This is a genomic window from Telmatobacter sp. DSM 110680 (assembly GCF_039994875.1).
In the GTDB taxonomy this organism is placed as follows: Bacteria; Acidobacteriota; Terriglobia; order Terriglobales; family Acidobacteriaceae; genus Telmatobacter.
Window position 1 is genome coordinate 2,616,548 of the sequence record NZ_CP121196.1, and the last position, 21,192, is coordinate 2,637,739.

Consider the following 21,192-nt stretch of genomic DNA (forward strand, 5'->3'; position numbering starts at 1 on the left):
CTGCTCCGCTCAGGATGACACTTCTAAGCTCGTGTGACCGTTTTCGTCTTCGAATGGATTGTTCGGCAATTGCTGATCATCGGGCTGGCCGACAGCCTTTGCGATCTGATGGGTTTGATTCTAGTCACATCGTTAACGCTTCAGTTTGTTTGCTCATTTTGGCGGTGCGCTCGAGTTTGTCCCAATTGAAGGGCTTGCCATCGATGGCACGTTTGAGTGTTTTCGCCAGCACGATGGAGAAGACCTGACGATAGGCAAAGCGCTGCAGCCAGATGTGGAAAAGCAGCCATCCGTCTCCCTTGTTGGCGGGGTGGCGACGCTCAAGGCTGAAAGCGATGGTTGAAGTCACGAAGTCGATGAGCAGGAACGCGCCGAAGTAGGCGAGGAGTTTTTCGAGGCTCGCGGCTGATGCTGCTTCGGGGTGATAGTGGCGATCGACGAGATAATGCACCAGACCGGCGAGGAACATGAGATCGATGAACGGGGAGACGAGCGGAAGAAACATCTGGAAGATGAGGATGTTGGGAAGCGCGAAAAGCCCCATTGCTTTGTTACGGACGAAGGCCATGCGATGTTTCCAGACGGCCTGCAGGATTCCGAAGGACCAGCGAAAGCGCTGACGCATAAGACCGCTGGCATCGATGGGAGCCTCGGTGAATGCAAGCGCCCGATCTTCGTAGACAACTTTATATTTCTGCTCGAGCAGATTCATGGTCAGGTCGGCATCTTCGGCGACGGTATTGATGGGATAGCCGCCCGCTGTTTTAACTCCGGCGGTGCGCCAAGCGCCGATGGCGCCCGGAACGACCATGACCACGTTGAAAAGGTCGAGAGCGCGGCGTTCGAAGTTCTGGCTGGTGATGTATTCGAGCGCCTGCCAGCGGGTCCAGAGATTGACGCGGTTGCCGACCTTGGCATTTCCGGCGACAGCGCCGATGCTCTCATCTTCGAAGTGCGGAATCAGTTTTGACACCGCATCCATGGCAATGACGGTATCGGCATCGATGCCGACGTAGAACTCTTCGTCGATGCGTTCGAGCGCATAGTTGAGGGCGGCGGCTTTGCCTCCGTTGGCCTTGGTGAGTACCTGCACGCGCCCGGCGGCGATGTCTTTAGCGTAGGCCTCGCGCGCTACTTCAAAGGTGCGATCCTTTGAGCCGTCGTCAATGACGATGACATGCAGATTTGGGTAGTCAGAGTTGAGCGCGGATCGCACGGTTCGGACGATGACCTTCTCTTCGTTGTAGGCGGGAATGAGCACAGCCACGCGAGGACTGAAGCCTGGCGACGCCTGACGATGGGGGCGACGCAGGCGATCAATAACGGCGAAGATGCCAACGATAATGAGGCGCGCGCTCATCAGGACGTCGCCGAGGAAAAAAACTAGAACTATAAAGCGGCCAATGATGGAAAGCGCGGAGAAGGCGATGGAGTCGGGGATGGCACGGAAGTATTGTCTCGCGGTCAGCGCCGGCATGACCTGCGCGGTGGTCATGCCCATCAAAGACGAGACCGGGACGATGGTATAACCTTTCGCGCGCAGAGCGTCGATGAGATAGGGAAGAGTGGCGATGGTGACGGAGCGGTCGCCGCCGCCATCATGCATAAGGATGATGGAGCCGCGAAACTGCGGCTTCAGTTTCATGGTGTTTAGCTGGTCGAGAACAAAATGAGTGATCTCGGCGGGAGATTTCGGGTTGCGTTCATCCCAGTCATTGGTGTCGATCTTGTTGCCAACTACGGTCAGGCCCAGTTGTTGTACGCGGACCACTGGAGCGGCCTGGTCATCGGTTTCGGGTTCCTCATCGATGTCGTAGGGAGGACGGAAATAGAGAGGCTGCACGCCGAGTTTGCTCGCGAAGAGGCGTTCTGTGAGCTTGACCTCAAGATCGAGCCGATCAGTTGGAATTTCGCTGATATCCGGATGGAAGAAAGTGTGATTGCCGATTTCATGGCCTTCGCGCTGCACGCGCTGCATGAGGCCGATATTCTCCTGGGCCTCCGCACCAATCATCATGAACGTTCCCTTGACGTTTTTCTGGCGCAGGATATCGAGGACTTTGGGAGTCCACTTGGGATCGGGACCGTCATCGAAAGAGATGGCGACCTGGTTGGGATGGTAGCCGTAGTACTCGACCATGTAGGTGTGTGGAAACACATCCATGTGCTCGTCGATGATGAGCTTCTTACGCGGGTCGGTTTCATCAGTATCTACGGTCACGGTGCGCTTGCCGGTTTGGGGCAAGCCAGTTACGCGAAGTATGTCGCCGGAGCCCTGGTTATCCACGTCGTGTCCGGGTTGCAGCGTGCTGAGCGCATCTGGTGAGACAGGATTGCTGGGCTTGTCCCAGACATTCCACATGGCGCGATCTTCAGAGCCGAGCCTCCACAGCGCGAAAGTTTGAAGGCCAAGGCCGCGGGCGGCTCGCATTTCGTTGAGCAGTGTAACGCCATCCAGGAACCAGACGACGTGGCGGGTGTGTGTGTCTTCGTCGATGTACTCGAAGTGAGGATTGAGTGAGTTGTAATCGAGGTCGAGGTCGGCATCGGCATCGCTGGCTCGCTGCCAGACGTCGGAAACGTGCGGCATTTCTTCGGTGTCGACCACACGCGGAGAACGCTGTTTAGGATCGCGTGCCTTCGGATCAGGGATGGACATTTCCCAGTCGTAGCCGTAGTTGCCGACGGCACAGATGAGCTTCTCAATGGGAACGGATTTGGATTTGAGCACACGCGTCAGATTGGCGACGAACCAATCCTGACTGGCGATGGGGCCAGGCTGCGAATCAACTTCGTGCTCGTCGTAGTTCATCAGCACAACGCCGTCGGAGTTGGCGGAGATCACCTTCAGCTCGTCGGTGGGAGTCGAAACAGGCACGTTGACGTAGAGGTGAAGATGACGCGCGTGCAAGTCGGCGTACAGCTCCTGGATCATGGCGAGATACGCAGGGCGGGCATCTTCACTCAGACTTTCAAAGTCGAAGGAAAGACCGTGATAGCCGGGGAATGCGGCCAGCAGGCGCATCAGATCCTGACGGATTTGGTTGCGTTTGGCTGGGTCCTTGATGATCTCGCCCATGCCTGCGTCCCAGCTTTGGGTGCGCGCATTGAAGTTGTCGAGGTGAGGAAAGATTTCAGTGTCTTCGCGGGCCTGCTGGATGACGCGCTTGATTTTGTTGTTTTCGTCGGGGTCGTGGATTGCGCCGCCCTGGAAGATGGGGAATTCATGGCCGTCAGAAGTGGTTCCCTGGAGATCGAGGGACGGGGCGTCATAGTGTAGCCATTGGGGGAAGAGCAGGTCGATCTGATGGATGTGTTCCTTGAGCGACGAGTAGCTGGCCGCATCTGACGGGATGTAGTAAGCGGCACGCACGCCTTCACCAGTGTTGAAGGGAATGTCGGAGGGCTTGCGATCTGTTTTGCGGCGGGCGGAATGAGCCGGCTTCTGGCCGCGGGCGAGGGCGGGCTTGTTTTGCAGGCCTCTATAGGTGTGTTTCTGCGTGGGGAGCAGGAGTTCAGGCAAGCGCTGGCCGCGGAGTACATTGAAGATAAAGCCGGCGAGCACCAGCGTTGACGCCACTGCAGTTATATCGAGAATGCGGCGGAGGCGCTTCCATCGTGTTCGCTGGGGATCGAAAAATATCTGTTTATCAAGCATTGCTGTTTTTACGGTATACAGTACGAATCGTATGGAAGCTGAACCTCAGAGTCAATCGATGCAGGCGGTTAGAGCAATCGGCCGAATGCGCGCCGCTTTTTGGATTCTGGCGGCCCTCCTGGCAGGAGCCCTACTTCGGTTTTGGATGCTGAAGCACTTCTACGAGGTCACCGGCGACGCGCTGATCTATGGTGGGATCGCCAAAAATCTGCTTCTCTACGGGCGCTATGCGCTGACGGTGGGAACGGGCGAGACGTATCCCACGCTGATCAGGCTGCCGGGGTATCCGCTGTTTCTATCGATGTGCTTCAAATTGTTTGGAATGGAGAACTACGCGGCGGCAGCGTGGGCGCAGATTGTGCTCGAGCTCGCGGGATGTCTGTTGCTGGCGGATTTTGCAAGGCATGTTGCTCCGGCGCGGCTTAGCCGGGGAGCTGCATTTGGCACATTGTGGCTGGCGGTCCTTTGTCCGTTTACGGCGGTGTATGCGGCTAATCCGCTGACCGAGGGGCCTACGCTGTTTGCGATCGCGCTGGCGATGTGGAGTGTCGTGCAATTCGCGGAACGGCCGGGGTGGCGTCCGGCGCTCGGGTTCACGTTTGCCGTGACCTATGCGGCGTTGCTGCGGCCGGATGGGGCGCTCGTGGCCTTGGCGTTTGCGCCGTCGCTGCTGGTGGTGCTGCGGCGCAAGAAGAGGCTCGTGTGGATACGCGGGGGAGTGTCGCGCATGATGGCGGTCTGTGTGCTGCTGGCGGTGGTGCCATTCGCGGCGTGGACGTGGCGCAACTGGCGGACGTTTCATGTGATTGAGCCGCTGGCGCCGCGGTATGCGACCGATCCGGGGGAGTCAACGCAGGCGGGATGGATCAGCTGGGTGAAGACGTGGTGTTTGGATTTTGTTTCGACGTACGAGGTGTACTGGAATGTTCCGGGGGATACGCTCGATATTTCGAAGCTGCCGCCGCGGGCATTTGATTCGCAGGAACAATACGCGGAGACCGCAGCTCTGGCAAATGCGTACAACAACAGCGGTCAGAGCCTGACACCGGAGATCGACGCGCGGTTTGCGAAACTGGCTGCAGAAAGAAGCGCTGCGCATCCATTGCGATCGCATGTGCTGCTGCCGCTGGGGCGCGTTCTGGATATGTGGCTGCGGCCGCGGGTGGAGAATCTGCCGATCGATCTGGATTGGTGGGTGTACAAGCACCACTACGCGGAGACGCGCTTCAGTTGGTTTTATGCGGGGTTGAATGCGCTGTATCTGCTGCTAGGGATTGCGGGACTGTGCATGCGGCCGAAAATGTGGCCGTGGATGCTGGCATACATGATGCTGCGCAGTGCGCTTCTACTTACAGTGGAAGCACCCGAGGCGCGGTATACGCTCGAGTGCTTTCCGATGTTGTTTGTGCTGGGCGGGATTGCGCTCTATCGGTTGACGAACTGGGTTTTGCTGTCGGTCCCCAAGGCGAAGGCGTCGGCTGGCAGAGGCTGATTGACCTTGATGTTTGTGTAGGTGCAGGTACGCGACTGGCCCTGGCCCTCGTCAAAGTACTGCTTCAAGCTGACGCCGCGCGCCGGATCAATCCAGATGGTGATTTTCGGGAAGAGCTTGAGGACATCCGGGTCTTTGGCAACCAGGTCCAACCTCTCTGTCTTCACGCCGCCTACGGTTTCTTCGCCGGCATACTTCACGTCGAATTTCTGTTGAAGGTCTTTGCCGCTGGCGCCGAAGCCGAGTACAAGATAGCTTTCGTATTTGCCGGCTTTTTTGGAGCGCGTGACCTGGTTGATCAGTTTCTCATACAGTTGGAACTCGCCGCCGGAAACAACGATGACCTTTGGAACAGGTTTCCCATTGTCCTCGTCAATGTGGATGCCCATCCGCATGACGTTGTTCTTTCGGTCGTAGTAGACAATGCCTTTCTGAACGTCGGTGTCAGGCACTGGATCCGTCTGGCTGCTATCGAATTCGAAGTTGGCAATGGTTGAATGGAAGTTTGCGGAGGCGGCATCAAGTTTGGCGAGCACGGACTTCAAGTCCTGAGCGGACAGGCTTGGGGTGATCGACGCGAAGAAGAACGCGAGCGACGCGGCCAGCAAGGTTTTCTTTCCGAAGAGCATAGACTTCCTTTTCCTGTTGGACGGTGAGATGCGGGGAACTAAGCAGCCGTTAAGGCTGTTTTCAGCATCCCGCGCTAAAGATGTGTCAGCGGCGCGCCCAGATCTTCCACACGCGGTTGCCCTGGGAGTCAATTGCCGTTTCCCACCTGGTTACAGACACGGCATCGCCGGTGACGGGCTCGATCGCTTTGCGCAGCTGCTTACGAACTTCGCTGTCGGTTTCGCTCGCGGGCACGGAGAGATCGTCGGCGCTTACCGTGACAATAATCCCGCGACCTCCGTCGCCAATGACCTGCATGGGATGAGAGGGGGCGGGCTGGCGCGAAGGCGTATCGCCGTAGTTCCACAGGTGCGGTGTGACAAAGATGAAGAGCAGGATAAGTGTCACGAGGACGTCGTAATGAACGTGGCCACGAGGGTAGGTCCAGTAGAAGTAGCTTTTGAGGAGCTTGTTCATTTTTGCTCCTGCGCGGTAATTCGCTCGAGACCGCCCATGTAAGGGCGGAGGACCTCGGGGACAATTACCGAGCCATCGGCCTGTTGGTAGTTTTCAAGAATCGCGAGCCAGGTGCGGCCGACTGCGAGTCCGCTGCCGTTGAGGGTGTGCACGAATTCGTTCTTGCCCTTGGTGGAGGGCTTGAAACGGATGTTAGCGCGACGGGCCTGGAAGGCTTCGAAGTTGGAGCAGGAAGAGATTTCGCGGTAAAGCTGCTGGCCGGGAAGCCAGACTTCGAGATCGAAGGTCTTGGCGGAACTGAAGCCGGTATCGGCGGTGCAGAGCAGCATGCGGCGGTAGGGAAGCTTGAGGGCTTCGAGAATCTCTTCTGCGTCGCGGGTCAGCCGCTCGTGCTCTGAGCCCGATTGATCGGGACGCGCGAATTTGACCAGCTCGACTTTTTGAAACTGGTGCTGGCGGATGATGCCACGCGTGTCTTTGCCGGCGGCTCCGGCTTCGGCGCGGAAGCAGGGTGTGTACGCCGTGAAGCAGATGGGCAAGAGGGACTCTTCGAGGATTTCGTCGCGGTAGAGATTGGTGACGGGGACTTCAGCGGTGGGGATGAGCCAATGGTCGTTGTCTTTGAACTCTCCACGCGCAACGGCTTCCGCGTCCGCGTCAGAGCAACGAAAGAGGTCATCGGCGAACTTGGGAAGCTGGCCGGTACCGAAGAGACTTTTGGAATTGACCATGAAGGGCGGCAGGACTTCGGTGTAGCCGTGCTTCTGGGTGTGGATGTCGAGCATGAAGCTAATCAGGGCTCGCTCGAGGCGGGCTCCTGCACCCATGTATACGGCGAATCGCGCACCGCTCAGCTTCGCGGCGCGTTCAAGGTCGAGGATGCCGAGATTTGCGCCGAGTTCCCAATGAGGTTTCGGTGTGAATGCGAACTGCGGTTTTTCGCCCCAGGTTTTTACGATAACGTTGTCTTCTTCAGACTTGCCGGTGGGCACTTCGTCACGGGTGAGATTTGGAATGCCGGCCAAAGAAAGCCGCATTTGCTCGTCGAGTGCGGTGGCGGACTTGTCTAGGTCGTCTAGCTTGTCTTTGAGGAGGCGCGTCTCGTCCATCAATTCGGTGGCGTCTTTACCTTCGCGCTTAAGAGCGCCGACTTGCTGCGACAGTTCGTTGCGACGGGCTTTGAGCTGTTCGGAGGCAGTGATGGCTTCGCGGCGGCTCACATCGAGTTGCCGGAAATTGCCAAGAAGCGCAACAGGATCGGCACCGCGGGCACGCAGTTTTTCTTCGACTACTTCCAGGTTGCCCCGGACAAATCCCAGATCGAGCATGACTCTTACCAGTTTACTTGATGGGGCAGCGGTTAGCTTTGCGGCTGGTGTGCGGTCACGGGTGTCTGTGAGAAGCAGATCGTTCGCCCGCTCAGCCCACTCTGTGGGAGCCCCAAGCTGCTTTGCGGATGACACTTCGGTCTTCAACGCACTTCGACGGTGCGGGCTTCCTCGGCTGGGGCCGGGCCGGCATCGATTTGGTCCTGCCAACCGGGGAGTCGCTGATCTCCGGTGATGAGCCTGGCACTGCTCCGGAACATGAAGTAGTTCCATACCCATTGCCAAAAGACGGCAATCCGGTTACGGAAGCCGATGAGGAAGAAGATGTGCACCGCGATCCACGTCAGCCACGCCGGAAAACCGCTTAAGTGCGCCTTGAATGGCCACTCGACTTTGGCTACGGCGGCCATGCGGCCAATGGTCGCCATATCTCCCTTGTCAAAGTAGCGGAAGGCCGGGCGCTGCTGCCGGGCGAGGTCGGCGGCAATCATTTTGCCTACGTGGTCGCCCATCTGCATGGCGGGTTGCGCGACACCTGGCACTTGGCGGCCGTCCTGCTCAAAGTGAGCGAGGTCGCCGAGGACAAATACTTCGGGGAGGCCGGGAGGGTTCAGATTGGCGTCGACGATGACACAGCCACGCTTGTCCATGGGAGCACCCAGCATTTTTCCCAACGGCGAAGCCTGCACCCCCGCAGCCCACAGGATCACTGCCGCTTCGATACGCTGGTCATTGGCTTCAACCCAGCCGGCGCCGACATTGGTGACGTGGCTTTTGGTGTGGACCTCGACCCCGAGCTGAAAGAGTTCGCGCTCCGCTTTTGCGGAAAGATCCTCTGGGTAGGCGGCCAGCACGCGCGGGCCGTTGTCGAGAAGCATGACGCGCGCCTTGGAGGGATCGATATGCCGGAAGTCATGCTTCATGTAAAGCTTGGCGATATCGCTGATCGCGCCGGCTAGCTCGACGCCAGTAGGGCCTCCGCCAATGATCACGAAGTTCAGCGGAGGATGCCAACCATGTTCCTGCATGTGGCGCTCGGCGAGTTCGAAGGCAAGCAGCACGCGGCGTCGGATTTCGAGAGCGTCTTCAATGCTTTTGAGACCGGGAGCGAATGGCGCCCATTCGTTCTTTCCAAAGTAGGAATGGGTTGCGCCGGTGGCAAGGACGAGGTAGTCGTAACCCAGTTGCGTGCCCGATGCGAGGGTGACGCGGCGCGCCTCGACGTCGATCGCGGCGACCTCGTCCATGAGGACTTCAGTGTGGGTTTGATGACGGAGTATGGTGCGGATCGGCTGGGCGATGTCGGCCGGCGAAAGGACGGCAAGTGCTACCTGGTAGAGCAACGGTTGAAATGTGTGGTGATTGCGGCGATCAACAACCGTGACGTCTACGGTCAGGTTGCGCAGCGCCAGAGCCGCATGCAGACCGCCAAATCCAGCACCCACGATGACTACGCGCGGACGTTTGTTCGCCTCTCCCACCGGTAGGGGTTTCGTCAGTTCGCTCATTCGACCTCTCCGGTATGAGATGCCCGAGAGGGGGAGCAGGTGGCGGGAGATTGTGGACGTTGTTAAGTTATTGCGTTTACGGGTGGTTTTCCACAGTCACAATCAGCGTGCTGGTATTTCCCGTGGCTGCCAGGGCGATGAGGTTAGTAGGTATGCCCGAAAGGAAAACAGGAGAGAAACTGACGGTGCCGTCGAGAGCCGAGGTTGCGGTAGCGGTTTGAGTCGCGAGAAGTGGGGACTGGGCGCAGCGACCATGCGGCGGGCAGGGAGGGGTCCACGCGTAGAGGGCTTGGTAGAACGTGACGGTGGCTCCGGCCATGAGGTTGCCGTTCATATCTCGAACACGCAATGTGACCACGCCCGGAGTGCCGGATGCGGAGAGGGTTTGCGCCGTACCAGAGACGGACTCGAGCCACGCGTACTCGGGGCGCGCCCCAAAGGCGGTGAAGTTGACGCATTGGGTGGTGCCGTTGAGGCAGGCGGATGAGACGGCCTGCTGGCCGGGAGTGAGAGGTCCAACGGCGAGAGATTTTGAGGCGATGCCGGTAACGCTGGTGGTAGAGGATGCCGGACCTAGCGCGGCAATGTTATCGGCGGCCTTCCACGAGACGGTCTGCCCGGCAGCGGGGGCTCCGCTGCTCAGAGCCAGGGCCTGCGTGGTCCAGTTGACGGTCGCACCAGCGGCGACGGACAGGTTGGGGGCAAGCGCAGCAAGGACGGGAGGTGTTCCACCCATGAAATGTGCCTGCAGACTTACGCCGTTGGTTAAGGATGCGGTAACAACCGAGGCGCTGGAGGTGGGTGCCGTAACGGTCATTGCTGCCGCGCCGTCCCCCGCGGCTGTGGTGGTACAAATGCTGGCTCCGCAGCCGAGCGTAGCATTGCCGCTGACAACCGAGAATGTAACGGTGACATTGCCTGCTGGGGAAAGGGTGGGGCCGAGCGCAGTGACGGCGAAGGGAATCGGTACGCCGATGGGTACGGTGTTAGAGGGAGCAGTGTTGAGGGTGAGCGAATCGCCGGTTCCGGAGTCGTAGCTGACTCCACCGGGGAGAATCGCGATGGCATAGAACATGGGCAGGTCATCGACTTCGACATCGACCGAGCCCGTTGTTTCGGCTGCTGCGGGTGGCGCGATGGCAGTGATTTCGTTGGGAGAGACGCTGGTGACCACCGCCTTCTTGCCGTCGATGAGGACCGTGTCCGATGATCGGAAGCCCATGCCGCGAATCACGATGGGACCGCCAGTTGCGGGAAGGCGGGGTGGCTTCACGGTATCGGCGTAGAGCACCCAGCCGTTGTAGGCATAGTCGGGGCGACCGTCTCCTCGCATGTCCGCGACGCCGAGACGAACGATATCGTCCGCAGTGGCGGTGACCTGGAGCCAGGTTTCGCCGGTGGCGTAGCCGTTCAGAGCAGGAGCCCAGTTGAGATTTGGCGCGGCGAGCGGCTTGAACGCATCCCAGACGCCGATTGCCGGGAGTGCCTTTGTCTCCGTGGGAATACCATTTTCATTCAGCGCCTGGGTTACAACGGTGAAGGTGTGACCTGAGCGCACAGGGAAGGCGAACCAGTCGGTCTGGCCTACCTGGCTTAGGCGTCCACACCACAGTCCGCTGGGTGCGAGCATTCGAGGCATGTCGGGCGTGGCAATTGCATCCTGGATGCTGCCTTCAGCGGAATCCGCAATATTGACAGAGAGGGTTTGTGAACTGCCTGCGGACATGCCTGGGATGGTGATTATCGGCATGGTTCCGGACGGCTCAGGCGAGCCGGACAGATAGGGGCCGACGGATTCGGTGAGCATATAGAGCGGATTGATTGGCTCGAAGGTGACCTGATAATCGGCCATTGTCATGTCCGGGGGAAGGGGGATGCCTCCAAGATCGAAAAAGCCCTGTAAGGCTGGATCGTTAGAGCCCCATTGCGCGAGCGGATTGCCGCTGGGGTCGTTCCAGCCGCTGACTGGGTTGCCGTGGTTTCCGCTGAAGTAGGCGCCGGAGACGGAGGTGACAGTGTATTGATAGAGCGGGTTGCCGTTAACGTCCAGCGGGCGGACGACGACGTTAACACCTTGCATTCCCGCGCCCGTCCGGAAACTGATTGTTCCCTGAATGGAGATGGTATTGATCGTGGTTAGCTGCTTGCCGGGGAAGCTCGCAAGGTTCGACGCTGTAACGGGATAGATGCGGTTGAGTGCGGCGATATCGTCATCGCGCAGCTGATCGGGGTTCGGGATGCAGACGCCGCCGGCAGCTCCGCAGACGCCGCTCATGGGATGCATGACGGGCCAGCCTAGCGTTGCGTTTGGATCGTTCATGGCAAGAGCGGAAGGGTTTACCTGCGCGTAGTCGAGGCCGAGGATGCGACCGAAGGCTCGTTCCAGCTCGTATTGCATCATCTCAATCAGGCTGGCGTTTGTGGCGCATAGACCGTTGACGAGGATCACGGCGTGCGCGATGGTGGCGTCCGGTTGGATGTTGTCGAGCCAGGGAAAAACGCCGTTGTTCTGACAACTGGTGGGATCACTCGATCCGACGCCGAAGAGGCCGTCAATAACTGAGCCATCCGCGTCGTAAATGACGGCCAACGGGTAGCCGGTCGCCGATGGCGTGACGTCGGAAGGCGAGGCGAACAGTTGGTTTCCGGCGACGATGGTGGCGCCGCTGACGTCTTCGTTGAGCGAGCCAGCATTGGTGAGCCGGACTCCAGCGGTAGGAACGCCGCTCCAGATTGCGGCTGCCGCATCCACCATCGCGGTGGCCTGCTGGTTGCTGATCTTGACGTTGAGCGGTCCATGATCCACGTAGTAGTTCACGACGCCGCCTGACCAGTGGACGGGCTGTCCGACAACTGCGGGGTTGAAGTAGGCAGTTCCAGCGATGTACTTTGGCCCTCCGGCGAACATCGTAGGTGCTGCCAACGCGGGGGTCAATAAAAGGAAGGCAAACGGAGGTGTATGCACGGAACTCTCCCATGCAAGCGCCTGCTTTTGGCGGTCCTTCGACAGCGTTGAAGGGTTAGAGATTTCTAATCTTTGCCATTGCTTAAATGTTTGCGAATGAGGCGATCCTCGTCGCCCACTAACACGCTCGTAACTATAAGTACCGTGGTATGAGTTACCTAAGTTCATTGCAAAGTTACTTTCTTGGCTACAATGAATCTGCGATCCAACACTCGCAATTAGAAGGATTTAAGGGGGCCAATTATCAGCACGCGTTTGAGATTGGGAGATTTGCTCGTCCGAGCCAAGCTCGTGACGGAGATGGACATCGCGAAGGCGTTGGAACGGCTGTCGATGTGCGGAGGCCGGCTGGGGGAAAACCTAATCGCCATCGGTGCGATCACGAAGGACACCCTTGAACGATTTATGCATCGCACACCGCGGGAACCCGAGAACATCCTCGCCACTGGGCTGGATGAGTCGGACCTGCTGAGCTTGATGCTCAAGCTTGTGTACGTGGGACGGCTGCAGACGGTACGGCAGTTTGGCGACGCGATCAAGTTGCCGTACAACATCATTCTTGAACTGGTTCGCATGGCCGTGGACAGGTCATTGCTGCAGAACCTGGGCGCCCGCAGTTCGGACAGCCTGATCGATTTGGCCTACACATTTACAGAACAGGGCAAACGGTTCGTGATCGACGCGATGAACCGGCAGCACTACACGGGTCCTGCACCGGTGACGCTCGACGAGTTCACCGACCAGGTGAACATGCAAAAGCTGACCAATGAACTGGTGACGCCCGAGAAGATCACGGCGGCGACCACGGGGTTGGCGTTTGACGCACGCATCATGGAGCAGGCCGGGCCTGCGCTGAATTCGGGGCGCGCCATGCTGCTCTATGGACCGCCTGGAAATGGCAAGACCACAGTGGCCCAGCGTTTTGCGTCGGTCTTCAGCGACGTGATTTACGTCCCATATTCGGTGATGGTGGAAGGGCAGATTATCCGAGTTCACGATCCGAGCATCCACCTTCCTCTGCAAACAACGAGCATCGAGGACGAAGACGCATTCACGGTGGTAAGGGCGCAAAGCTACGATGCACGCTGGGTTCCATGTCAGCGGCCCTTTGTGATCACGGGCGGCGAACTTACGCTGGAGATGCTGGATCTGCGCTACGACACGACGGGGCACTACTACGAAGCTCCGCTGCATGTGAAGGCGTTGGGGGGATGCTTCCTGATCGATGACTTCGGAAGGCAGATCGTGAGCCCGACGAATCTTCTAAACCGATGGATTGTGCCACTGGAAAGCAAAGTGGACTATCTGAAGCTGCACACCGGCAAAACCTTCTCGATTCCATTTGAAGAGCTTGTGATCTTCTCCACCAACCTGGAGCCTGAAGACCTGATGGATCCGGCATTTCTGCGGCGTTTGCCTTACAAAATCGAGGTTGGCGCTCCTTCAAAAGAAAACTACAAAAAGATCTTTGTATCGGAATGTCAGAAGCAGGCAGTAGAGATGACGGACGAGATCTTCGACGCGATTGTGCACAAAGTGATGGTGGATAAGGGGCTAGAGCTAGCTGCGTATCACCCGCGATTCATCGTGGACCAGGTGATTGCGACTTGCCGCTTCATGCGCGAGGCGCCACACTTTGAGCCGCGTTTTATTGATTATGCAATCGACAATCTGCGCGTGCGGCAAAGCTCTGCAAAGAAGACGACGCAGGCGAGGGTGTAGCTTCCGCGTGTTCTATGATTCCTTCCCACCTATTCTGCGAGGAAACAAGGAATGGGTGGGGCACACCCGATCATGTAACTCGAAGCGTTAGATTTCTGGATAAAAATCGAAAAAGGCATCGAGGCTCTGCTTGAGCTGAGCTTCGATCTGCGCGCGCGAGCCCTCGAGCACGTGCATGGTAACGTGCGCTTCGTGTCCGTTAACCAGCTTGAGGGTAGCGTCGTTGATTTCTTTCACTTCGCCCTCGGGCAACAGCCGCATTCCATAGACAAGAGTCAGATTTGCCATGGGTATCATCTTATCTATTGCCGATTGATTTGTATTGGTTGTGGATTCAATCGGTTTGTGCAAGCGGCGGCGGATTTGTGCGCGGATTTCCGAAGCACGGCTATTCGGCCACGCCGTCTACAATTTACTGGGAAACCTCATGACAGAGACTCGAGATACAGTAATCCTTGGTTCCGGCTGTGCAGGACTCACAGCCGCCATCTACAGTGCGCGCGCCAACCTGAAGCCCCTGGTGCTGGAGGGACATGAACCCGGCGGCCAGCTTTCCATCACTTCGCTGGTCGAGAATTTTCCGGGGTGGCCCGAGGGGATTCAGGGGCCGGAACTGATCGACAACATGAAGAAGCAGGCTGCCCGATTTGGTGCAGACTTTCAGCTTGCGCATCTGAATCGTGTGGAACTTGGCACGCACCCGTTCCGTTTACACACGTCAGCCGGCGAAATTGTCACGCGCACGTTAGTTATCGCTTCGGGTGCAAGTGCGCGCTGGCTCGGGTTGCCGAGTGAGCAGGCTCTGATTGGGCATGGTGTTTCAAGCTGCGCTACATGCGATGGTTTCTTCTTTCGCGACAGGCCGATCGCGGTAATCGGCGGCGGCGACTCAGCCATGGAGGAGGCATTGTTCCTGACGCGTTTTGCCTCGAAGGTCACGCTACTGCATCGTCGTCCGCAGTTCCGGGCGTCGAAGATCATGCTGGAGCGCGCGATGGCCCATCCGAATATCGAGTTCAGGACGAACACGGTTGTGGATGAAGTGTTGGGCGTGGAAGAGAAGGAAGTGAAAGGGCTCAAGCTTCGCGACGTGGTCACTGGAATGACGGAAACTCTTCATGTGGATGGGATGTTCCTGGGAATTGGGCACGAGCCGAACGCGAAGATGTTTGCCGGGCAGATCGATCTCGACGACGAGGGATACGTGCTGACGCAGGGAAACATCTTCACGACGCGACATGGCGTCGTGGTGCCGGGAGTGTATGCATGCGGCGATGTTCAAGACAGGCGCTACCGGCAGGCGATTACCGCGGCCGGGACCGGATGCATGGCGGCTCTGGAAGCGGAAAAGTATCTTGAGGAGCACGGGCGCTAAGGTCCAGCGAGGAAGCGACGCATGCCGACGATCTTTCCGGGCCGCTTCACGGTGAAGTTTTGATGGGCCGTTTGTGGTCTTCATCATTGGCATGCGGGTGAATCGCCTTTTTGAATTCGGCAAATGGATCCCGGTGGCGAAGGCGATGGGGCCAATGATTGCGGAACTGAAGAAACATCCAGAGATGGGGTTGCTACACGTCGAGACGATGCTGTACTGGCGCGGCGTAGCGAACTTGCAGTACTGGCGAAGCTTCGAACATTTGCATGCATACGCGCATTTGCGTGACAGCAACCATTTGCCGGCATGGGCGGAGTTTAATCGGCGGATCGGCGGCAACGGGTCGGTGGGCATCTGGCACGAGAGCTATATGGTTGAGCGCGGAAACTACGAGTGCATTTACGTAAATATGCCGCGATTCGGATTTGGTGCGGCGAGCGATCTTGTGCCTGTGAGCGGCCGGATGGAGAGTGCTCGCCAGCGCATCGGCAAAGCGGAATGAGTTTTCTGTCGGAAAACCTCGAAAGGCTTGAGGACGCGATCGCTGACGCTTGCCGTAAGGCGGGACGGCGGCGCGAAGACGTCGAGCTGATGGCTGTGTCGAAGACCTATCCGGCGAAGGCGATTGCGGAGGCTGCAGAACTGGGGCTTGCGCTGTTTGGCGAAAATCGTGTTCAAGAATTTACTGCAAAGGCGGCAGATCTGCAGTCGCTGCGTTTGCGAGATGAGAAGCCTATTCGAGTTCATCTGATCGGGCATCTGCAATCGAACAAGGCAGGGAAGGCTGCGGAGCTTTTTGACGCAGTGGACGCGGTGGATTCTTTGCGCGTTGCCCAGCGGCTGAATGATGCGGCGGGCAAAGTTGGGAAGAGGATTCCGATTTTGCTCGAGGTGAAGCTCAGTCCGGAGGAGACGAAGGAAGGTCTAGAGCCGGAGTCGCAAGAGGCGGCGCAATTGTTGGAAGTACTTCCGGATTTGCTGCATCTGGAAACGCGCGGATTGATGACGATTGGGCCGTGGGGCGCGCCGGAAGATGTGACTCGAGCCTGTTTTCGCAGTTTGCGCGAGTGGCGGGATCGATGGTCTGCGAAGCATTCGAAGTTGAATCTGGATGTGTTGTCGATGGGGATGAGCGGAGATTTTCCATTGGCGATTGCTGAGGGCGCAACGCGGATTCGTGTGGGAACAGCGCTGTTTGGGAAGCGTGCTCCTTACACAGGGCCGCCCGAATGAGTGTGGCAATGCTGAGCGAAGTTGCGGACGGAGTGACTCTGGCGGTGCGGGCGCAGCCGGGTGCGAAGAGGACGGCGATTGTTGGCGTTTACGGCGCTGGCGACACATTGCAGCTGAAGATTGCCGTGCAGGCTCCGCCGGTGGAAGGGCGCGCTAACGAGGCACTCGTTGCGTTTTTGGCCAAGACGTTTGGTATTCCTAAAAGATCTGTCGAGCTTTTGACGGGAGAACTCTCGCGGAGCAAAGTGTTTCTGCTTCGCGGAATCCGGCTGGCCGAGGCGCAAGAGTCGCTTCGACCGTATCGCGCATAACGCGCCACATTCGGTCTATACTTGGCTCAACTCCATTCCAGAGTCTTCGATGGTACGAATCGTTCCGTGCGTTCAGTTGCTTTGCGTGCTGTTGCTCGCGGCTGCAATCCCGTCGCATTTCCAAGCTCAAGAGCCGGAACTTCCGGCCGTCCGAGGAAACATTACTGCCGTTCAACTGCCGGACGGCTTCGATGTCGATGGCTTTCACGTCATTATCACGACGTATACGCAGTTTTTTGCGTACAAGGGGCCGAAAAAAGACGAAAGTGAATTGCGCCGCGAAATCGCCACCGGCAGCTATGTGCAGGTCATCGGCACCAAGAACCGCAAAGCGCGCACCGTCACTGCAACACAGATCAAGATCCGCGACGATCGAGACTTCACCGTCTCCGGCATCGGAGTCATCGACCGCGTCATTTCCCCCGGAACGGAGCCGCTGTTTCATGCCGACGGAAATATCCTGCGTCTCGACACTAAGACGGAAGTGCGTTTCTCCGGCGGACTCACCGCGCTCAATGAGGTGAGCACAGGTATCTGGATCCACTACGAAGGTCGCCGAAACGATGCCGGCGAGGTCATCCCAACTCACGTCGAGTTCGTGAAACCTAAACTTCCCAAGCGCAAGGCAAGCCTACAGGGTTTTGCGCAGGTCACCACGTTTTCCGCAGGTAGCCTTATCGATTTCGATGGCAGATTCAGCAGCGCCATCGAGAAGCATCGCATGGCGGATGCGGGTGGGGCGTGCGGTTGGTACCCCGTGCCCGACATCGAAGCAATGCAGACGCGCGTCCGAAGTATCGGCCAGCGCCTCATCCCCCAGTTCCAGCGCGATCTGCCCGAGGATGACCCCGCGAAAATTCCATTTCGCTTCTATGTGGTGGAGGAGAAATATATACGGTCGGCTCTCTTCTGCAACGAGGGTCTCGTGCTCATTCCCGTTCACGTCATGGAGCGGATCGAGAATGACGACCAGCTCGCTGCCGTGATCGCCGACGGCGTCGCCGCAAACCTGCAACGCCAGCAGGCTCGCGTCGAATTTGATATGAAGTTGATCGGAGCGGCCGAAGTCGCCGTGTACCTCGCCGTGCGCAGCGGCGTGGGATTTGGAGCAGGTGAGGTGGGCGGCGCCATCGTGATGCATGAGGTCCTGCGCAAGATGGAGCAGCAGCGCGGCCGTGTTGCCCTCGGCCTGATGGCCGATGCGGGCTTCGATCCATGGCAGGCGCCCGAGGCATGGCGTTTGCTCGATCCAAAGCAAATGCCGAAAGATCCTGCGAAGCTGAAGTACCCAGAACGCAGCGGCTACCAGCTTGAAATGCTCAACCTGCAATATCGCAAGTCCTCCGAAGCGCGGAGCAGCCCTCCTGCGCCGGGATCTCCCAGCCGCTTCTGATTACACATTCGGAGAAATGCAACTGGAAAGTTGCCTGAGGATTCAATTTAGCGGTGATGGAAGTCGCAGGCGGCGAGGACTTCTTCCGGTTCAGGGCGGACGCGGAAGTCGGCGTGGGCTTCTGCGAAGGCTACTTTTCCATCCTTTGAAATGACGTAGGTCGCGGGGAGCGGCAGACGCCAGCTCTTGTCGCCGTTGACGAACGGGATGTTGACGAGGATGGAAAGAAAATGTTCGCGATGGTACTCGGGGATGGTGTAGACGAGGCCGAACTTTTCCGCGACGGTGTTGCCGGGGTCAGAGAGTATCGGGAAGGGAAGGCCATGCTGGTTGGCCATGAAGTCGCTCTGACGCTCGATCTGCGGGCCGATTGCGACCATCAGCGCGTTGCGCTCGCGGAGATGGCCGTAGAGGTCGCGCCAGTTTTCAAGTTCGGTGACGCAATAGGGGCACCAGCGGCCGCGGAAGAATTTGATAACCAGCGGACCGAGGGCGAGCATGTCGCGAGAGCGCACGAGTTTGCCGCCGGAATCTTTGAGGGCGAATTCGGGGGCTTTCGCGCCTACGGGAAGAATGCGGTCTTCGATGCCGGTCGCGAATAATTCTTCAACAGCCTTTTCGCCGACTGCTAGACGTTCGGGCTGCACGAGGTTACGCGTGTTGGAGGTGATCTCGTCGAGTTGGTCCTGGAGGGACGTCATGGCCTTATTGCTACTCGCGCGTTGAAAAACAAAGCAGATCCTTCGCTCACCACCCCCGAACTGAAGAGCGTTCGGGGACCCGTTTACTCAGGATGACACATGCTTTGGTGGTGCATGATTGACCAAAGGACAGGATGTAAACTACCGTCCGAATTTTTGTTTGCCCATCAGGTTGGACATGCCGCCGCGCATCATCTGCCGGGCGAGTCCGCCTTTGCCCATCTGCTTGAACATTTTGCTCATCTGCGCATATTGGCGGAGGAGCTGATTTACATCCTGGACGCTTGTGCCACTGCCGGCGGCGATGCGCTTGCGGCGCGAGCCGGAGATGATGTCGTGATTGCGGCGCTCGAAGGGAGTCATGGAACTGATGATCGCTTCGACGCGCGAGAACTGTTTTTCGTCGATGCTTTTAGAGGCCTCTTGCAGGCCTGCGAAGGGACCGACAGATGGCATCATCTTCAGAATCGACTCCATTGAACCGAGCTTTTTGATTTGCTGCAGCTGGTCGCGAAAGTCTTCGAGCGTGAAGCCGTCACCGAGGAGGGCCTTCTTGGCGAAGTCTTCAGATTTTTTTCTGTCGAGCGCGGACTCGGCCTTCTCGATGAGGGAGAGCATGTCGCCCATACCGAGGATGCGGCCAACAATTCGATCTGGATGAAACGGCTCGAAGGCGTCCGGTTTTTCGCCGGTGCCGATGAACTTGATCGGCTGTCCGGTGACGTGGCGGATGGAGATGGCCGCGCCGCCACGGGAGTCGCCATCCATTTTGGTGAGGATTACACCGGTGAGTCCGAGGCGTTTGTGAAAGTCCTGCGCGGAGTTCACGGCGTCCTGGCCGGTCATGGCATCGGCGACGAAGAGAATTTCAGATGGATTGAGGAGCTTCTTGAGGCGATCCATCTCGTCCATCAGCTCTTCATCAATGTGGAGACGGCCAGCGGTGTCAACGATCAGCGTGTCGCAGGCGAGGATGCGGGCTTCGCGGCGCGCTTCGCTGGCGAGCCGCTCTACGAGTTTCGATCCGGCAGGCTCATCGTTGATTTTGCCTTCGTAGAGGCGCGCTTCAATTGACTTGGCGACGACTTTCAGCTGCTCGCGGGCGGCCGGTCGGTACACGTCGACGGAGACGAGCATGGGTCGGTGGCCACCCTTTTTCAGCCAGGCGGCGAGTTTGCCGCTGGTGGTGGTTTTACCGGAGCCCTGCAGACCAGCCATGAGGATGACCGTCGGCGGCTGCGAAGCGAACTTGAAGCGGGCGGTGTCGCGGCCGAGGAGTTCAATCAACTCGTCGCGGACGATCTTGATGACCTGTTCGGACGGAGAGAGTGCGGTAAGCACTTCAGTGCCAACAGCTTTGGCGCGGATGTGTTCGATGAGTTCGTTGACGACGTTAAGGTTGACGTCGGCTTCGAGCATCGCGATGCGGATCTCTTTAAGCGCTTCCTGGATGTTCTCTTCCGTGAGCGTCCCCTGTCCGCGCAGGGATTTGAAGGCTCGTTGCAGTTTTTCTGTAAGGTTCTCAAACATAGGTCTAGATCAGTTTACAGGGATCAGTGGTCAGTAGTCAGTGGTCGGAGGAGCCAAGAGACGATGGGGCCCCAGTAACGCATATGCGGTTTGTAAAACGGTTCGTTGTGGGAGCGGGCGGGAAGGATGAGGAGTTCGGCGCGGCTGCCGCAACATGAGACCAGATCGTGAGCCATTTTCAGAGGGAAGAGGCGGTCTCGATCCCCCTGAACGATCAGGGTCGGCAAAGAACAATCGCGAAGGGCTTCCTCCGCAGACCAGATGGGAGGGACGAGAGGGGAAAGGAATCCGGGAATCCAGGCTGCGCGCGCAGCTTTACGGAAAGAGGAATATCCAGCGCAGAGCACGAGACCATCGGCAGCGACTCGATTGAGGATCGCGGGAGCGATGCCCGTGCCGAGTGAGAAGCCGAGGAGCGCGAGAGGGATGGCAGGGGCGAGGCGACGAAGAAGCGCAAAGGAGGCGATTGCATCTTGTTCGCATTGAGTGAAGTCGATGAAGCCAGTGCTACGGCCGTATCCCGAGTAGTCGAAGACGAGTGAGGCTATGCCGTTCTCGGCGAGGAGGCGCTGGATGGGGAACCATTGCGAGACGATTTCGCCGATGCCGTGACAGATGAGAATTGATGCTTGGGGAGAAGTGCCGGTGGGCTTGACGAACACGGCATCAAGCAGGTTTTTTCCACTTGAGATGCGGTGTTGCGTGGCGTTAATTCCGATGCATTCGGGTCGGTGGTTAGGGATTCTGCCCAGCAAGCGGTCTCTGATTTGAACAAAGCGGCTGGCGATGGTGAGGGAGAACGTGAACGAGAATCTTTGCAGCTTCATCGGCTGATTCTTTGCGAATCCCTGGAAGAGATAATTCTAGCTTTCCCACCCATTCGACGGAAA

General features: G+C 58.2%; 17 protein-coding genes. 7 read left to right on the forward strand and 10 right to left on the reverse strand.

Features of this window, described 5'->3' with window-relative positions; genetic code table 11:
- Positions 1 to 124 precede the first annotated feature (124 nt).
- Positions 125 to 3,658, reverse strand: coding sequence for a glycosyltransferase (locus tag P8935_RS10810; RefSeq protein WP_348265006.1), 3,534 nt, complete (start codon positions 3,656 to 3,658; stop codon positions 125 to 127).
- Between the two features lie 85 nt (positions 3,659 to 3,743).
- Between P8935_RS10810 and P8935_RS10815 the strand changes: the two genes are divergently transcribed.
- Entirely contained in the window at positions 3,744 to 5,150 is a 1,407-nt protein-coding gene (locus P8935_RS10815; RefSeq protein ID WP_348265007.1) for a glycosyltransferase family 39 protein, read from the forward strand.
- Here the strand turns inward: P8935_RS10815 and P8935_RS10820 are convergent.
- The 5 genes from P8935_RS10820 to P8935_RS10840 all read right to left on the reverse strand — a co-directional run bounded on the left by P8935_RS10820 (position 5,084) and on the right by P8935_RS10840 (position 12,037).
- A complete protein-coding gene (locus tag P8935_RS10820) occupies positions 5,084 to 5,779 on the reverse strand; it encodes an outer-membrane lipoprotein carrier protein LolA (RefSeq protein ID WP_348265008.1) in 696 nt (231 codons plus the stop codon). The genes P8935_RS10815 and P8935_RS10820 overlap by 67 nt on opposite strands.
- Before the next feature lie 85 nt (positions 5,780 to 5,864).
- A complete protein-coding gene (locus tag P8935_RS10825) occupies positions 5,865 to 6,236 on the reverse strand; it encodes a hypothetical protein (protein ID WP_348265009.1) in 372 nt (123 codons plus the stop codon).
- Positions 6,233 to 7,564: a serine--tRNA ligase gene (serS, locus tag P8935_RS10830; RefSeq protein WP_348265331.1), complete on the reverse strand. Its 1,332-nt coding sequence runs from the start codon at positions 7,562 to 7,564 to the stop codon at positions 6,233 to 6,235. Before serS ends, P8935_RS10825 begins: the two co-directional genes overlap by 4 nt.
- A gap of 143 nt (positions 7,565 to 7,707) precedes the next feature.
- Positions 7,708 to 9,072, reverse strand: coding sequence for an NAD(P)/FAD-dependent oxidoreductase (locus P8935_RS10835; RefSeq protein ID WP_348265010.1), 1,365 nt, complete (start codon positions 9,070 to 9,072; stop codon positions 7,708 to 7,710).
- A 76-nt stretch (positions 9,073 to 9,148) separates the two neighbouring features.
- Positions 9,149 to 12,037: an IPT/TIG domain-containing protein gene (locus P8935_RS10840; protein ID WP_348265011.1), complete on the reverse strand. Its 2,889-nt coding sequence runs from the start codon at positions 12,035 to 12,037 to the stop codon at positions 9,149 to 9,151.
- 270 nt (positions 12,038 to 12,307) lie between these two features.
- Between P8935_RS10840 and P8935_RS10845 the strand changes: the two genes are divergently transcribed.
- Positions 12,308 to 13,759, forward strand: coding sequence for a hypothetical protein (locus tag P8935_RS10845; RefSeq protein ID WP_348265012.1), 1,452 nt, complete (start codon positions 12,308 to 12,310; stop codon positions 13,757 to 13,759).
- A gap of 87 nt (positions 13,760 to 13,846) precedes the next feature.
- Here the strand turns inward: P8935_RS10845 and P8935_RS10850 are convergent, their stop codons facing one another.
- Complete coding sequence (locus P8935_RS10850; RefSeq protein ID WP_348265013.1) at positions 13,847 to 14,047, reverse strand: allantoinase; 201 nt, start codon at positions 14,045 to 14,047, stop codon at positions 13,847 to 13,849.
- Positions 14,048 to 14,186: 139 nt separating this feature from the next.
- On the opposite strand from P8935_RS10850, the gene trxB reads away from it, so the two are divergent.
- From trxB to P8935_RS10875, 5 genes are all read left to right on the forward strand, one after another.
- On the forward strand, positions 14,187 to 15,134 hold the full coding sequence (trxB, locus tag P8935_RS10855) for a thioredoxin-disulfide reductase (RefSeq protein ID WP_348265014.1): 948 nt from the start codon (positions 14,187 to 14,189) through the stop codon (positions 15,132 to 15,134).
- Between the two features lie 73 nt (positions 15,135 to 15,207).
- Positions 15,208 to 15,636 carry a DUF4188 domain-containing protein gene (locus P8935_RS10860; protein WP_348265015.1) on the forward strand — a complete coding sequence of 143 codons (429 nt, stop codon included), beginning with the start codon at positions 15,208 to 15,210 and terminating at the stop codon, positions 15,634 to 15,636.
- Complete coding sequence (locus P8935_RS10865) at positions 15,633 to 16,367, forward strand: YggS family pyridoxal phosphate-dependent enzyme (RefSeq protein WP_348265016.1); 735 nt, start codon at positions 15,633 to 15,635, stop codon at positions 16,365 to 16,367. Before P8935_RS10860 ends, P8935_RS10865 begins: the two co-directional genes overlap by 4 nt.
- An 8-nt stretch (positions 16,368 to 16,375) precedes the next feature.
- Entirely contained in the window at positions 16,376 to 16,678 is a 303-nt protein-coding gene (locus tag P8935_RS10870; RefSeq protein WP_348265017.1) for a DUF167 domain-containing protein, read from the forward strand.
- A 49-nt stretch (positions 16,679 to 16,727) separates the two neighbouring features.
- The gene (locus P8935_RS10875) at positions 16,728 to 18,071 is read left to right on the forward strand and encodes a DUF5666 domain-containing protein (RefSeq protein ID WP_348265018.1); all 1,344 of its coding nucleotides are present in this window, start codon (positions 16,728 to 16,730) and stop codon (positions 18,069 to 18,071) included.
- Between the two features lie 47 nt (positions 18,072 to 18,118).
- On the opposite strand, the gene P8935_RS10880 is transcribed toward P8935_RS10875, so the two are convergent.
- The 3 genes from P8935_RS10880 to P8935_RS10890 form a co-directional block, all read right to left on the reverse strand.
- Complete coding sequence (locus P8935_RS10880) at positions 18,119 to 18,772, reverse strand: peroxiredoxin-like family protein (protein WP_348265019.1); 654 nt, start codon at positions 18,770 to 18,772, stop codon at positions 18,119 to 18,121.
- Positions 18,773 to 18,913: 141 nt separating this feature from the next.
- Positions 18,914 to 20,302 carry a signal recognition particle protein gene (gene ffh / locus P8935_RS10885; protein WP_348265020.1) on the reverse strand — a complete coding sequence of 463 codons (1,389 nt, stop codon included), beginning with the start codon at positions 20,300 to 20,302 and terminating at the stop codon, positions 18,914 to 18,916.
- A gap of 23 nt (positions 20,303 to 20,325) precedes the next feature.
- Positions 20,326 to 21,129 carry an alpha/beta fold hydrolase gene (locus P8935_RS10890; protein WP_348265021.1) on the reverse strand — a complete coding sequence of 268 codons (804 nt, stop codon included), beginning with the start codon at positions 21,127 to 21,129 and terminating at the stop codon, positions 20,326 to 20,328.
- Between the last annotated feature and the right edge of the window lie 63 nt (positions 21,130 to 21,192).